We start from the raw sequence: 13,729 nt of genomic DNA on the forward strand, positions 1-13,729 counted from the left end.
GCTTACTTTGTAAACACGATCACGATTGGCTTGATTCTGCGTGAGCGCCGAGGGCCTCACGGGTAGTTCCTTAAGAAAAAGGTTGTCTTGATGGTGTAACAACAAGGCAGCGGCGTTGCCCGATGTACGGAAAACCGTGGGTCGTGCTACGAAACGTCTAAAGGGGCGTGAGATTCGCGGCGATCGCGACCGGCCCGGAAAAGAAAAAAGCCTGCAACGACTTTCATCGTTGCAGGCTTTCACTTTTCTTTTGGTCGGGGCGAAAGGATTCGAACCTTCGACCCTCTGGTCCCAAACCAGATGCGCTACCAGGCTGCGCTACACCCCGCCAAGCCTTCCATTCTAGCCCGAATAAGGGGCTGCTCAGCGCTTCTCGTACTGCGTCTTGCCAAAAAGGATCTCGCGCGCCTTGTCATCGGTGATGGGGCGGCGCAGGTCGGCCAGCACTTTCACGCCGCGCTGCACGGCGGGGCGCGCGGCGATGCCGTCGAACCAGGCCTTCAGGTGCGGGTAGTCGGTGAGGGTGATGCCCTGGTTCTCCCAGCTGCGCAGCCACGGGAAGATGGCGATGTCTGCAATCGAATAGCTCGTGCCGGCGATGAACTTGTGCTTGGACAGCTGCCGGTCGATCACGCCGTACAGGCGCCGGGCCTCGTTGGTGTAGCGGTCGACGGCATAGGCGATCTTCTCGGGCGCGTAGATGCGGAAGTGATGCGCCTGGCCGAGCATCGGGCCGACACCGCCCATCTGGAACATGAGCCACTGCAGCACGTCGTAGCGCTCGCGGTCGCCCGTGGGCAGGAACTTGCCGGTCTTGCCCGCGAGGTACACGAGGATGGCGCCCGATTCGAACAGCGAGATCGGCTGGCCGTCCGGTCCGTCGGGATCGGTGATGGCGGGGATCTTGTTGTTCGGGCTGATCTTCAGGAACTCGGGTGCGAACTGGTCGCCGGTGCCGATGTTCACCGGGTGCGCGTGGTACGGCAGGCCGCACTCCTCGAGCATGATGTGAATCTTGTGGCCGTTCGGCGTGGGCCAGGAATAGACCTCGATGGGCGATGCGGGCATGTCGCGGGCTCCGGAGTGAGAGGGTTGTGACGGGAGAACGGCAGCATATACACGCCCCTGCGGTCGCGTGCGGGTGCGGGCATTGGCCGTTCGGCCGTCCGGTCACCCCACCTGCCGCTCGTGTGCGTTGCACCACATCCAGTGTTCGCCGGGCTCGATCGACTGGATCACCGGATGCCCTTCGGCCCGCGCATGTTTCGTGGCGTGGCGGTTCTTCGAGGAGTCGCAGCAGCCCACATGGCCGCAGTGCACGCACAGGCGCAGGTGCACCCAGGTGTCGCCGGTCTTCAGGCAGTCTTCGCAGCCGCGGGGCGCGTGCGGTTGGGCGAGGTCGGCGGGAACGTGTTCGCAGGCGTGGATGGGCATGGGTGTTTCAGGACAGGAAGGGTTCAGGCCACGGCCGAGGCCGACGACAAATGCTGGTGAATGAGCGCCACCACCGCGGCGCCTTCGCCGATCGCGCCGCCCACGCGCTTGACCGAGCCCGAGCGCACATCGCCCACCGCGAATACGCCCGACACGCTCGATTCGAGGGCCGTGGCGGGGCGCGCCGGAAAGCCGCTGCTCGCGGCCGGGCCGGTCAGCACGAAGCCGTGCTTGTCGACCGACACGCCGCAGCCTTCGAGCCATGAGGTCTCGGGCTCCGCACCGACGAACAGGAAGATGTTGCGCGCGGGGCAGTCGTGCTCCTGGCCGGAGGTGTGGCAGCGCCACGTGGCGCCGGTCAGGCCTTCTTCCGGCGCGCCGTGCAGCCGTACGAGTTCGGTGTGCGGTTGCAGCGAGATGTTGGGTGTGGCCTCGATGCGGTCGATGAGGTAGCGCGACATGCTGGCCGCCAGTGACGGCCCGCGCACCAGCACGTTGACCTTGGCCGCATGGCGCGACAGGAACACCGCCGCCTGGCCCGCCGAGTTGCCGCCGCCCACCAGCGCCACTTCCTGCTGCGCGCAGATCTTGGCTTCGATCGCCGAGGCCCAGTACCAGATGCCGCGGCCTTCGAATTCGGCCAGGCGCGGCACGCCGGGGCGGCGGTAGCGCGCGCCGCTCGCAATGACTACGGTGCGTGCGCTGATCGTGCGGCCGTCGGTGAGCTTCAGCGCCAGGCTCTCCCGCGCGTTCTCGCGCGAGCAGTCGAGTGCCGCGACCTGCGCGGGGATCAGCATCTCGACGCCGAACTTCTGCGCCTGCACGAACGCGCGGCCCGCCAGGGCCTGCCCCGAGATGCCGGTCGGAAACCCCAGGTAGTTCTCGATGCGCGCGCTGGCGCCGGCCTGTCCGCCGAAGGCGCGGCAGTCGAGCACGATCACGCGCAGCCCTTCGGAGGCGGCATACACGGCGGTCGCGAGGCCGGCTGGACCGGCACCGACCACGGCCACGTCGTAGAGCTCGTCGCGCGCCGCGGTGTCGACCATGCCGAGGCAGCGCGCCAGGCCCTCGTCGCTCGGGTTGACCAGCACCGAGCCGTCGGGGCACACGGCGAGCAACTGGTCGGGGCCGTACTGGGCGAGCAGGGCGGCGGCATCGGGGTCGGCGGCGGCATCGACCAGGTGATAAGGATGGCCGTTGCGGCGCAGGAAGTTTTCCAGCCGCGCCATCTCGGGAGAGTCAGGTCGCCCGATCAGCACCGGCCCGGCCGCGCCCGATTCGATCAGCGCCACGCGCCGCAGGATCAGCGCGCGGGTGATGCGTTCGCCCAGGTCGGCCTCGGCCACCAGCAGCGCGCGCAGGCGGTCCGGCGGCACGACCAGCGCCTCGACTTCTTCGTCCGCATGGCCGTCGACCAGGGCAGGGCGCCCGCTCAGCTGGCCGACCTCGGCGAGGAATTCGCCCGGCCCCTGGCGCGCGATCGGAACCACATGGCCCAGGCCGTCGCGCTGCGTGACGGCGACCACGCCCTTGAGCAGCACGAACATGCCGGCGCCGGTCTCGCCGGCGGTGAACAGGCGCTCGCCGCGCGCAAAGCGCTGCACGCTGCCGAAGCTGGCGATGCGTGCCATCTCGGCGTCACTGAGGACGGGGAAAGTCTGGTGCAGGCGGCTGTTGGCGCCTGGTGCGTCGGTGGCCATGGGGTCGAACTCCGTGTCGCGAATGCCCCGCATTAGACGCCGAAGCGGCGCCAAAGCGACGCTGGCGCGCGTTGTAACAACGTCATGTGTCTGCCACGCCGCTGACATGCCGGTTTCATTGCGCGTGTCCAGACTCGGTCAGCAGAAAGGGATTTCCCATGAAAGAACTGCCGAACCCGACGTTTCCGCTCTCGCAGCTCGGACTGCGCGCAGCCTTGTGGCCCGCACCCGCGGCCGGAACCCCCGCCGTTGCTGTTGCCGCCGCCGCCACCGTTGCCGCACTGGCCACCCGCACGGCGGTGCCCGAGGCGCCGCTGGCCGTCATCGTGCCGCCGGTGGTCGAAGCCAAGCCGGGCATCACGGTGAGCTGGGCGCGTCATCTGGATGACGTGCGCGCCGCGCAACGCCTGCGTCACGACGTGTTCGTCGGCGAGATGGGCGCACGCCTGACCACGCCGCTGGCCGGCCACGACATCGACCTGTTCGACGACTTCTGCGAACACCTGCTGGTGCGCGACGAGCTCACCGGCCAGGTCATCGGCACCTACCGCGTGCTGACCCCCGCGCAGGCGCGCCGCGTCGGCAGCACCTACAGCGACACCGAGTTCGACCTGACCCGCCTGCGCGACCTGCGCGAGCGCATGGTCGAGCTGGGCCGCAGCTGCGTGCACGCCGAGCACCGCCAGGGCGGCGTGATCCTCGCGCTCTGGGGCGCGCTGGCCGGCTTCATGCACCGCAACAAGCTCGACACCATGATCGGCTGCGCGAGCATCCCGATGTCGCACAACGGCGTGACCAGCGGCGACGCGGCCGCCAGCATCTGGCGTCAGCTCTCGACCAGCCACCTCGCGCCCATTCAATACCAGGTGCAGCCGCGCCTGCCGCTGCCGGTCGAGCGGCTCGACAGCGCGCTCGACGTGGAACCGCCCGCACTCATCAAGGGCTACCTGCGCCTGGGCGCCAAGGTGCTCGGCGCGCCGGCCTGGGACCCGGACTTCAACACCGCCGACCTGCCGATGCTGATGCGCATCGACGACCTGCCGGCGCGCTACCGCAAGCACTTCCTCGGCGCATGAAGCCGGCGGCCATCCGGCCCGACGCCGGGCCGCACGCTGCTTCGCTGTCGCCGAATGTGTCAGGTTCGCTCTCTGTGGGGCAGGGTGCGTCACGCGAATGTCATGGAACTGTCACGGACGAAGTTGACACTGTCATATTTCAGCCGTCGTGTTCTCCCGTGCCGCTTGCTCCAGAATCAGTGCCCATGCCCTCCCTCTCCGCTGACCCGTCGCGCGCCGGCGAAGCGCCTCCGTTCGCGTTGCTGGACCGCGACCACAGCATCCTCTCGTTCAACGAGCGCGTGCTCGACTGGGCCCACCGGCCCGAAGTGCCGCTGATCGAACGGCTGCGCTACCTGTGCATCGTGTCGTCGAACCTCGACGAGTTCTTCGAAGTCCGCGCCGCACCGCACCTGAGCGCGGGCAGCGCCGGTGATCGCAAGGGCACCTACACGGTCGAGTCTTTCGAACGCTTGTCCGAAGCGGCCCACACGCTCGTGGCGCGCCAGTACGCGCTGTACAACGACGAGCTGATGCCGACCTTTGCCACGCACGGCATCCACATCGTGTCGCACGGCGAGCGCAACCCGGCCCAGCGCAAGTGGGTCAGCGAGTATTTCGAGCGCGAAGTGCGCCCGCTGCTGATCCCCGTGGGGCTCGACCCGGCGCACCCGTTCCCGCAGGTGGCCAACAAGTCGCTGAACTTCATCGTGCGCCTGGGCGGCAAGGACGCCTTCGGCCGCGAGAACCCGATCCAGATCGTCAAGCTGCCGCGCGTGCTGCCGCGCCTGATCAAGATGCCGGCCAAGGTGTCGGACGGCAAGACGCTGTTCGTGGCGCTGTCGAGCGTGGTGCGCGCGCACCTGGCCAGCATGTTCCCGGGCCGCGAGGTGGGCGACTTCTCGCAGTTCCGCGTCACGCGCCATTCCGACCTCGCGGTCGACGAGGAAGACGTCAAGAACCTCCGCACCGCGCTGCGCCAGGGCCTGCAGCACCGCCACTACGGCCAGGCCGTGCGGTTGGAGGTGTCGGCCAGCTGCGCCGAGTCGCTCGCGAGCTTCCTGCTGGCGCAGTTCAACCTGCCGCCGCAGGCTCTGTACCGCGTGCACGGGCCGGTGAACCTGGCGCGGCTCACGCAGCTCATCGACCTGATCGGCGAGCCGCAGTTGCGCTTTCCTCCGTACGCGCCGTCGTTCCCCGTCACGCTGTCGCCCGCCCAGTCGTTCTTCGAGCGGCTGCAGCGCGGCGACGTGCTGATCCACCAGCCCTTCGAAAGCTTCGACGGCGTGCTCGCGTTCCTGCGCGAGTCCGTGCTCGACCCGCAGGTGCTGGCGATCAAGCAGACCATCTACCGCACCGGCGCCGACTCGGAGCTGATGGACCTGCTGCGTGAAGCCGTGCGCCGCGGCAAAGAGGTCACGGTGGTGGTCGAGCTGAAGGCGCGCTTCGACGAAGAGGCCAACATCAACTGGGCCGAGATGCTCGAGTCGATCGGCGCGCAGGTGGTGTACGGCGTGGTGGGCCTGAAGACCCACGCCAAGATGCTGCTGGTCACGCGCCGCGAGGGCAAGCAGCTGCGCCGCTACGGCCACCTGTCCACCGGCAACTACAACCCGCGCACGGCGCGGCTGTACACCGACATCAGCCACCTCACGGCCGACCCGGCGCTCACCGCCGACATGGAGGCCGTGTTCGTTCACCTGGCCAGCCAGAGCCGCCTGCCCAAGCTCAACCGCATGTGGCTCGCGCCCTTCGACCTGCACAAGAACCTGGTCGCGCGCATCGATGCGCTGGGGCAGGCCGCCGCCAGCGGCGAGCCCACGCGCATCGTCGCCAAGATGAACGCGTTGACCGACGAAGAGATCATCGGCGCGCTCATCCGCGCGGGGCAGAAGGGCGTGAAGATCGACCTCATCGTGCGCGGTGCCTGCACGCTGCCGGCGCAGGTGCCGGGGCTCACCGACAACGTGCGCGTGCGCTCGGTGATCGGTCGCTTCCTCGAGCATTCGCGGGTGTTCTATTTCCGCCATGGCGAGGACGAGTCGCTCTACCTGTCGAGCGCCGACTGGATGAACCGCAACATGATGCGGCGCATCGAGCTGGCCTGGCCCGTGACCGACCCCAACCTGCGCCAGCGCCTCATCGACGAGTGCCTGGTGGCTTACCTGCACGATGGGCGCGACGCCTGGGACCTGGGCGGCGACGGCATCTACCGGCGTGTCGACCATGACACCCACCCCGGCGAGGCGGGTGCGTCCCCCGCGATCGAAGCGCATGGCGCCCAGGCCGCCTTGATGGGCCGCTATGCATCACGAGGAAACCACCGTGATGCGTCCGGCAATTGAAATTGAAGAAGAAGTTCGAAAGACGATGAGCATGGACTTGATCTTCTGGCGTCACGCCGAAGCCGAGGACTGGACCGAAGGGTGTGACGACATGCAGCGCTCGCTCACCCCGCGCGGCGAAAAGCAGGCCAAGCGCATGGCCACCTGGCTCGACCGGCAGCTGCCCGATGGCACGCGCATCGTGTGCAGCCCGGCGCGCCGCTGCGAGCAGACCGCGCTGGCACTGGGCCGCAAGTACAAGCTGCGCTCCGAGCTGTCGCCCGACACCACCCCCGACGCACTGCTGGCCGCCACGGGCTGGCCCAACGGCAAGTCGGTGGTGCTGGTGATCGGCCACCAGCCTTCGCTGGGCCAGGCCATCTCGATGCTGCTAGGCCTGAAGCAGGACAGCTGCCCGGTGCGCAAGGGCTCGCTGTGGTGGATCCGCACCCGCGAGCGCGACGGCGACGTGCAGACCGTCGTGGTGACGGTGCAGGCGCCCGAGCTTCTCTAGCTGCTACAGCGGTCCTCCGCTGCGAATACCCCTGCCTGGCGCTCGCGGACAGGCGCTTTGTCACGGTTGCGGGCAGAGCTGGCAGGGCGCTTGTCTCCCGGAAAAAGGGGCGAAGCACTCATGCGCGCGCGCGGCGCAATTTCTACAGTGTGACTCCACGGCAGCGTGCTTTTGACGCCGATGCGGGAAAGAAGCGGTGCCGGTCGACCACATCACTGGGGAAGACGCATGAAACCGCTCAACACACTGCCAGGAAGCTTCATGAACATGCTGCGTTCAGACGCGGACGTGCGGTTGAAGGCGCTGATTTTTCTGCTGGTTGCTGCAGCCCTGCTGTCGGGGTGCGCGACGAACACCGCCGCGCCTGCGCCGCCGACCCGTCACGACGTCGCCCGGTCGATCGAGAAGGTCGAGCTCATCTACAACCAGGAAGACCAACTGATCGTCACGGATGGCGGCGGGTCGGGGCTGACGGGCTTCGCAGGGTTTCTGGGACCCGTCGCTGCGCTGGTGGCCATCTCCGTCGATACCAACAGCCGACTGACGATGGCCGCCCGGACCGACCAGCGCAGCAAGGAGTTCACGGCCGCGGTGAAGAACAGCGGCGTGACCATGGGGCTGAACAGGCAGTTCGCCGAGCGACTGGCGGCGCGCCTGCGGGACAGTGGCCGCGAGGTGAAGCTGACGCCTTTCTTCCGCGCGACCGGGGAGCACGCGCAGATGCAGGTGCAGGAACTCCAGCCGACGCCCGGCTACAGCACCTTGATCTTGCGGATCACGACGTCCTATGGCGCGGCCGATGCGACATCGAGCTTCAAGCCGTACGTCTGGGTGGAGCAGTTGCTGAGGGACGAGAAGCAATCCGTCGTGGGCCAGACCTTGCAGGTCGCCGACGTGAGCGAGCCGACCTACCTCCTGTACGACGGCCTGCTCAAGGACACCGCAGGCGCTCGCGAAGGGTTGAAGCGCGGGCTTGATCAGATCGTGCAGCCGGCCTATGTCAGCCTGTTCGGGGAAGACGAGCCGCGCAAGGCCAGCGCTGCGGCAGTCACGCAGACGGCCGGCATCGACACGAAGTGAAGCGGCTCAGGCGCCGCTGAGTTCCACGCGCCAGTTGCCGGTCTTTTGCCAGGCCAGCACTTCCTCGCGCAGGAGGTGCGCCGACTGCGGGTACATCTCGGCCCAGTCGGGCGCGCAGGCGATCGTGAAGGCCCTGGCACCGAGTGCCGCGAGGTTCAGCGCCTGCGGCTCGGGGTCGCGGCGCGCGTGGCACAGGATCACCGCCAGGCGCAGCGCCAGCAGCTGCATCACGAAGGTCTCGTCGTCCAGCGAGGCTTCGAGCTTGCGCAGCTTGCCGCGCTGGCCCAGCACCAGCTGGGCGAGGGCATGCAGTTCGTTCACCGCGAAGCCCGGCGCGTCGGTGTTGTCGAGGATGTAGGCGCCGTGCTTGTGATAGTCGCTGTGCGAGATCAGCGCGCCGATCTCGTGCAACTGTGCGGCCCAGCCGAGCTTGCGCAGTGCGCGCCCGGCGCGGCTCGAGGTGCTGCCGCCGCGCGCGGCGGGGGCGAGCTGCACGAACAGCGCGGCGGCGGTGTCGCTCACGCGCTTGGCCTGCGCCGGATCGACCGCGAAGCGGGTGGCGAGCCGCGCCACGGTGGCGCTGCGCATGTCGGCCACGCTCTCGTCGCGTTCGAGCAATTCGTAGAGCACGCCGTGGCGCAGGGCGCCCTGGGCGACCTTCATTTCCTGGATGTCGAGCAGGTCGAACACCGCGCGCAGCACGCTCAGGCCGCCGCCGATCACGGCCTTGCGGTCTTCGCGCATGCCGTCGATGCGCAGCTTGTCGATGCTGCCGGCCTTGAGTAGGCGGTCGAGCAGCCAGTCGAGGCCGTCGCGGGTGACCAGGCCAGCCTCGCCGCCGGCCGCGGCGAGCACGTCGCCCACCGCGCCGATGGTGCCGGAGGCGCCATAGGCCACGTCCCACTGGTCGCGGGTGTAGCTGGAGAGCGCGTCGTCCAGCACGGCCTTGGCCGCCACTTCAGCGGCGCGGAAGGCGGGGGCGGTGAACTGGCCTTCGCCGAAATGCTTCATCGACCAGGCGACGCTGCCCACGCGGTACGACTCCATGCGCTCGGCCTCGAGGGCGTGGCCGATGATCATTTCAGTGGAGCGCCCGCCGATGTCGATGACCAGCCGGCGCTCCTGGTCCGAGGCGTCGGTGTGGGGCAGGTGGTGTGCCACGCCCTGGTAGATCAGGCGGGCTTCTTCCCGGCCCGGGATCACGTCGATGCCGAAGCCCAGGATGGTGCGCGCGCGCAACAGGAACTCTTCGCGGTTGCGCGCTTCGCGCAGGGTCTGGGTGGCCACGGCGCGCACCTGCGAGCGTTTGAAGCCGGCCAGCCGTTCGCCGAAGCGGGCGAGGGCGTCCCAACCGCGCTGCATGGCTTCGGTCGTGAGGTTGCGGGCGCTGTCCAGGCCGTTGCCCTGGCGCACGGTTTCCTTGAGGTACTCGGTGCGGTGGATCTGTCCGTGGTCGACCTGGCCGATTTCCAGCCTGAAGCTGTTCGAGCCGAGATCGACCGCTGCGAGGCGGGTGCCGTTTTGCATGTTGTAGTGAAGAGGGCGGTTCTCTGATCGTAGCGCCGTGACAGCAGGCGCCGCCTCCCAGGATCGCGTCACGGCGAGGGCTGGAGGTTAGGCGGGGTGAATGACGGTTGTGTGACAGCGTCACACACAACAGGGGTGGCGCAGCGGCATTTTCCCTCGACAGAAGGGGTGTCACATCGATGTCACAAAAGCTTTTTAGAGTCCGTTCGAGCCCCCAAAGGGACTACTTCTTACTTCTCAAGGAAGCTTTATGAAAACGACGTTCAAATTTGCAACCGCCGGCCTCGTGACCGCGCTGTTCTCCATTTCCGCCTTCGCACAAGACGTGACCGGCGCCGGCGCCAGCTTCCCCGCACCGCTGTACGCCAAGTGGGCTTCCGACTTCAACAAGGCCACCGGCGTCAAGATCAACTACCAGTCGGTCGGCTCGGGTGCCGGCCTCAAGCAGATCGAAGCCAAGACCGTCGATTTCGGCGCTTCGGACGCTCCCCTGAAGGACGACGAACTGCAAGCCAAGGGCCTGATGCAGTTCCCCACCGTCATCGGCGGCGTGATCCCCGTGGTGAACATCCCCGGCATCAAGCCGGGCGAGCTGAAGCTCAACGGCCAGGTGCTGGGCGACATCTACCTGGGCAAGATCACCAAGTGGAACGACCCCGCCATCAAGGCACTGAACGCGTCGCTGGCCCTGCCTGACGCCGCCATCGCCCCGGTTCGCCGCGCCGACGGTTCGGGCACCAGCTTCCTGTTCACCAACTACCTGAGCAAGGTCAACGCCGAGTGGAAGTCGAAGGTCGGCGAAGGCACGGCCGTGAACTGGCCCACCGGCGCGGGTGGCAAGGGCAATGAAGGCGTCGCCGCTTTCGTGAACCGCCTGCCCAACTCGATCGGCTACGTCGAGTACGCCTACGTCAAGCAGAACAAGATGACCTACGCGCAGCTGCAGAACGCCGCCGGCACGTTCGTCTCGCCCGACGACAGCGCCTTCAAGGCCGCCGCCGCCGGTGCCGACTGGAACAAGAGCTTCTACCAAGTGCTGACCAACCAGGCCGGCAAGGATTCGTGGCCCATCACCGGCGCCACCTTCATCCTGATGCACAAGGTGCAGGACAAGCCCGCCAGCGCCACCACCGTGCTGAAGTTCTTCGACTGGGCCTACAAGGGCGGCGACAAGACGGCCGACGAGCTGGACTACGTGCCGATGCCCGACGCCGTGAAGGCCACCATTGCCAAGGCATGGGGTGAAGTGAAGGACGCATCGGGCAAGCCGGTCGCGTTCAAGTAAGAAGCAACCCTTCATCCACCCTCCAGGACGGCGCGCCCATGAGCAACTCTTCGCTCCAGGACGCGCCGCTTTCGTCTTTGCCGGAGCGACCCGTGTCATCCACCTTCCCCGCTGCTGCCGCCTCCCTCGACCTCGCGGCCGAGCGCGCGCGCACCTCCGCCGCTCCTCCGCCGCCCGTCAAGGCGGCCCGTTCCGGCCCCATGGCCGACCGTCTCTTCGGCTGGGCCGCCAAGGGCGCCGCGCTGCTGACGCTCGCGATGCTGATCGGCATCCTGCTGTCGCTGGTTGCCGGCGCCTGGCCCGCCATTTCGAAGTACGGCCTCGGCTTCCTCACGAGCAGCGTGTGGGACCCGGTGAAGGACGAGTACGGCGGCCTCGTGATGATCTACGGCACGCTGGCCACCTCGTTCATCGCGCTGGTGATCGCCGTGCCGGTGAGCTTCGGCATCGCGCTGTTCCTGACCGAACTCTCGCCCAACTGGCTCAAGCGCCCGCTGGGCACCGCCATCGAACTGCTGGCCGCCGTGCCGTCGATCGTGTACGGCATGTGGGGCCTGCTGGTCTTCGGCCCCATTCTTTCCACCTGGGTGCAGCAGCCGCTGCAGAAGCTGCTGGCCGGCGTGCCGTACCTCGGTGCCCTGGTGTCCGGCCCGCCCGTGGGCATCGGCATCCTGTCGGCCGGCATCATCCTGGCGATCATGATCATTCCGTTCATCGCCTCGGTGATGCGCGACGTGTTCGAAGTGACGCCCGCGCTGCTCAAGGAGTCGGCCTACGGCCTGGGCTCCACCACCTGGGAAGTCGTCTCCAAGGTCGTGCTGCCCTACACCAAGGCCGGCGTGATCGGCGGCATCATGCTCGGCCTGGGCCGCGCACTGGGCGAGACCATGGCCGTCACGTTCGTGATCGGCAACATGAACCAGCTCAACTCCCTGTCGGTGTTCGAGGCGGCCAACAGCATCACCTCGGCCCTGGCCAATGAATTCGCCGAAGCCGGCGCGGGTCTGCATCAGGCCGCGCTGATGTACCTCGGCCTCGTGCTGTTCTTCATCACCTTCGTCGTGCTGTCGCTCTCGAAGATGCTGCTGGCCCAGATGAAGAAGAGCGAAGGAACCAAGTCGTGAGCACCGCGCAAAACCTGATCAACGCCAAGACCCTGGCAGAGACGCGCCAGGCGAAGTTCGCCGCGCGCAACCGCGTCAACAAGATCGCCCTCACGCTGTCGCTCGCCGCGATGGCGTTCGGCGTGTTCTGGCTGGTGTGGATCCTGTGGGAAACGCTGCGCCAGGGCATCGGCGGCCTGGCGCTCGCCACCTTCACCGAGATGACGCCGCCGCCGAACGAGGCGGGCGGCATCGCCAACGCCATCTTCGGCTCGTTCGTGATGGTGATGCTGGCGACCTTCGTGGGCACGCCCATCGGCATCATGGCCGGCATCTACCTGGCCGAGTACAACCCCAAGGGCCTGCTGGCCTCGATCACGCGCTTCGTCAACGACATCCTGTTGTCGGCGCCGTCGATCGTGATCGGCCTGTTCGTCTACGCCGTGGTGGTGGCCTACTTCAAGACCTTCTCGGGCCTGGCCGGCGCGCTGTCGCTGGCGCTCATCGTGATTCCGGTGGTGATCCGCACCACCGAGAACATGCTGCAGCTGGTGCCGCCGGGCCTGCGCGAAGCGGCCTACGCACTGGGCACGCCGAAGTGGAAGGTCATTCTCAGCATCACGCTGCGCGCCGCGCGCGCCGGTGTGGTCACGGGCGTGCTGCTGGCCGTGGCCCGCATCGCCGGCGAGACCGCGCCGCTGCTCTTCACCGCGCTGAACAACCAGTTCTGGACCGCCGACGTGAGCCAGCCGATGGCCAGCCTGCCGGTCACGATCTTCAAGTTCGCCATGAGCCCGTACGAGAACTGGCAACAACTGGCCTGGGCCGGCGTGTTCCTGATCACCGTCGCCGTGCTTGCCCTCAACATCCTGGCGCGCGTGCTGACGCGCAACAAACACTAAATCAAGAAGGCGCCAACATGCCAAACACCGTCGCACAACAACAACCGTCGCGCTCGAAGATCTCGGTCAAGGACCTGAACTTCTACTACGGCAAGTTCCACGCGCTCAAGGGCATCAACCTCGAGATCCCCGAGAACAAGGTCACGGCCTTCATCGGCCCGTCGGGCTGCGGCAAGTCGACCCTGCTGCGCACCTTCAACCGCATGTTCGAGCTGTACCCCGAGCAGCGCGCCGAAGGCACCATTGCGCTGGACGGCGAGAACCTGCTCACGTCCAAGCAGGACGTGGCGCTGATCCGCGCCAAGGTCGGCATGGTGTTCCAGAAACCCACGCCGTTCCCGATGTCGATCTACGACAACATCGCCTTCGGCGTGAAGCTGTTCGAAAATCTGTCGGCCAGCGAAATGGACGACCGCGTCGAGTGGGCCCTGAAGAAGGCCGCCCTGTGGACCGAAGTGCGCGACAAGCTGCAGCAAAGCGGCTCGGGCCTGTCCGGCGGCCAGCAGCAGCGCCTGTGCATTGCGCGCGGCATCGCGATCAAGCCCGAAGTGCTGCTGCTCGACGAACCGTGCTCCGCACTCGACCCGATCTCGACCGCGAAGATCGAAGAGTTGATCGCCGAGCTGAAAAACGAGTACACCGTGGTCATCGTGACCCACAACATGCAGCAGGCCGCCCGCTGCAGCGACTACACCGCCTACATGTACCTCGGCGACCTGATCGAGTTCGGTGCCACCGAACAGATGTTCTTCAAGCCGCAGCGCAAGGAGACCGAGGACTACATCACCGGCCGCTTCGGTTGAAG

Annotated in this window: 12 protein-coding genes and 1 tRNA gene; 8 read left to right on the forward strand and 5 right to left on the reverse strand. The window is 67.2% G+C overall.

Translation table 11 applies throughout. The features are described 5' to 3' along the window. Nucleotides 1-251: 251 nt before the first annotated feature. From VHAB30_RS08255 to VHAB30_RS08270, 4 genes are all read right to left on the reverse strand, one after another. Nucleotides 252-328 (reverse strand) — tRNA-Pro (locus VHAB30_RS08255). A gap of 35 nt (nucleotides 329-363) precedes the next feature. Then, nucleotides 364-1,068 carry a glutathione binding-like protein gene (locus VHAB30_RS08260; protein ID WP_095745562.1) on the reverse strand — a complete coding sequence of 235 codons (705 nt, stop codon included), beginning with the start codon at nucleotides 1,066-1,068 and terminating at the stop codon, nucleotides 364-366. A gap of 102 nt (nucleotides 1,069-1,170) precedes the next feature. Beyond that, nucleotides 1,171-1,434, reverse strand: a complete 264-nt coding sequence (locus VHAB30_RS08265) for a UBP-type zinc finger domain-containing protein (protein ID WP_159276589.1) — start codon at nucleotides 1,432-1,434, stop codon at nucleotides 1,171-1,173. Between the two features lie 23 nt (nucleotides 1,435-1,457). After that, nucleotides 1,458-3,134: an FAD-dependent oxidoreductase gene (locus VHAB30_RS08270; protein ID WP_174250213.1), complete on the reverse strand. Its 1,677-nt coding sequence runs from the start codon at nucleotides 3,132-3,134 to the stop codon at nucleotides 1,458-1,460. Between the two features lie 158 nt (nucleotides 3,135-3,292). On the opposite strand from VHAB30_RS08270, the gene VHAB30_RS08275 reads away from it, so the two are divergent. The 4 genes from VHAB30_RS08275 (at nucleotide 3,293) to VHAB30_RS08290 (ending at nucleotide 8,107) form a co-directional block, all read left to right on the forward strand. Beyond that, complete coding sequence (locus VHAB30_RS08275) at nucleotides 3,293-4,210, forward strand: GNAT family N-acetyltransferase (protein ID WP_159276592.1); 918 nt, start codon at nucleotides 3,293-3,295, stop codon at nucleotides 4,208-4,210. Beyond that, on the forward strand, nucleotides 4,207-6,534 hold the full coding sequence (gene ppk1, locus VHAB30_RS08280; RefSeq protein WP_159276594.1) for a polyphosphate kinase 1: 2,328 nt from the start codon (nucleotides 4,207-4,209) through the stop codon (nucleotides 6,532-6,534). Before VHAB30_RS08275 ends, ppk1 begins: the two co-directional genes overlap by 4 nt. A gap of 31 nt (nucleotides 6,535-6,565) precedes the next feature. Further along, nucleotides 6,566-7,027: a SixA phosphatase family protein gene (locus VHAB30_RS08285; protein ID WP_062473174.1), complete on the forward strand. Its 462-nt coding sequence runs from the start codon at nucleotides 6,566-6,568 to the stop codon at nucleotides 7,025-7,027. 228 nt (nucleotides 7,028-7,255) lie between these two features. After that, nucleotides 7,256-8,107, forward strand: a complete 852-nt coding sequence (locus VHAB30_RS08290; protein ID WP_159276596.1) for a hypothetical protein — start codon at nucleotides 7,256-7,258, stop codon at nucleotides 8,105-8,107. Nucleotides 8,108-8,113: 6 nt separating this feature from the next. On the opposite strand, the gene VHAB30_RS08295 is transcribed toward VHAB30_RS08290, so the two are convergent. Further along, nucleotides 8,114-9,634: a Ppx/GppA phosphatase family protein gene (locus VHAB30_RS08295; RefSeq protein ID WP_159276598.1), complete on the reverse strand. Its 1,521-nt coding sequence runs from the start codon at nucleotides 9,632-9,634 to the stop codon at nucleotides 8,114-8,116. A gap of 250 nt (nucleotides 9,635-9,884) precedes the next feature. Between VHAB30_RS08295 and pstS the strand changes: the two genes are divergently transcribed. From pstS to pstB, 4 genes are read left to right on the forward strand one after another with little or no spacing between them, the layout of a single operon-like run. Continuing rightward, nucleotides 9,885-10,919, forward strand: coding sequence for a phosphate ABC transporter substrate-binding protein PstS (gene pstS / locus VHAB30_RS08300; RefSeq protein WP_062473144.1), 1,035 nt, complete (start codon nucleotides 9,885-9,887; stop codon nucleotides 10,917-10,919). Nucleotides 10,920-10,957: 38 nt separating this feature from the next. Then, nucleotides 10,958-12,043, forward strand: a complete 1,086-nt coding sequence (pstC, locus tag VHAB30_RS08305; RefSeq protein WP_095745556.1) for a phosphate ABC transporter permease subunit PstC — start codon at nucleotides 10,958-10,960, stop codon at nucleotides 12,041-12,043. Further along, complete coding sequence (pstA, locus tag VHAB30_RS08310; protein WP_159276600.1) at nucleotides 12,040-12,924, forward strand: phosphate ABC transporter permease PstA; 885 nt, start codon at nucleotides 12,040-12,042, stop codon at nucleotides 12,922-12,924. The genes pstC and pstA overlap by 4 nt, the downstream gene beginning before the upstream one ends. 17 nt (nucleotides 12,925-12,941) lie before the next feature. Beyond that, nucleotides 12,942-13,727, forward strand: a complete 786-nt coding sequence (pstB, locus tag VHAB30_RS08315) for a phosphate ABC transporter ATP-binding protein PstB (RefSeq protein WP_056580144.1) — start codon at nucleotides 12,942-12,944, stop codon at nucleotides 13,725-13,727. Nucleotides 13,728-13,729 lie beyond the last annotated feature (2 nt).

Origin of the sequence: Variovorax boronicumulans, from assembly GCF_009811375.1 — a bacterium.
In the GTDB taxonomy this organism is placed as follows: Bacteria; Pseudomonadota; Gammaproteobacteria; order Burkholderiales; family Burkholderiaceae_C; genus Variovorax; species Variovorax boronicumulans.

Coding starts and splice junctions, on each gene's coding strand:
- VHAB30_RS08260 (WP_095745562.1), bottom strand. CDS start 1,068: ATGCCCGCATCGCCCATCGAGGTCTATTCCTGGCCCACGCCGAACGGC.
- VHAB30_RS08265 (WP_159276589.1), bottom strand. CDS start 1,434: ATGCCCATCCACGCCTGCGAACACGTTCCCGCCGACCTCGCCCAACCG.
- VHAB30_RS08270 (WP_174250213.1), bottom strand. CDS start 3,134: ATGGCCACCGACGCACCAGGCGCCAACAGCCGCCTGCACCAGACTTTC.
- VHAB30_RS08275 (WP_159276592.1), top strand. CDS start 3,293: ATGAAAGAACTGCCGAACCCGACGTTTCCGCTCTCGCAGCTCGGACTG.
- ppk1 (WP_159276594.1), top strand. CDS start 4,207: ATGAAGCCGGCGGCCATCCGGCCCGACGCCGGGCCGCACGCTGCTTCG.
- VHAB30_RS08285 (WP_062473174.1), top strand. CDS start 6,566: ATGGACTTGATCTTCTGGCGTCACGCCGAAGCCGAGGACTGGACCGAA.
- VHAB30_RS08290 (WP_159276596.1), top strand. CDS start 7,256: ATGAAACCGCTCAACACACTGCCAGGAAGCTTCATGAACATGCTGCGT.
- VHAB30_RS08295 (WP_159276598.1), bottom strand. CDS start 9,634: ATGCAAAACGGCACCCGCCTCGCAGCGGTCGATCTCGGCTCGAACAGC.
- pstS (WP_062473144.1), top strand. CDS start 9,885: ATGAAAACGACGTTCAAATTTGCAACCGCCGGCCTCGTGACCGCGCTG.
- pstC (WP_095745556.1), top strand. CDS start 10,958: ATGAGCAACTCTTCGCTCCAGGACGCGCCGCTTTCGTCTTTGCCGGAG.
- pstB (WP_056580144.1), top strand. CDS start 12,942: ATGCCAAACACCGTCGCACAACAACAACCGTCGCGCTCGAAGATCTCG.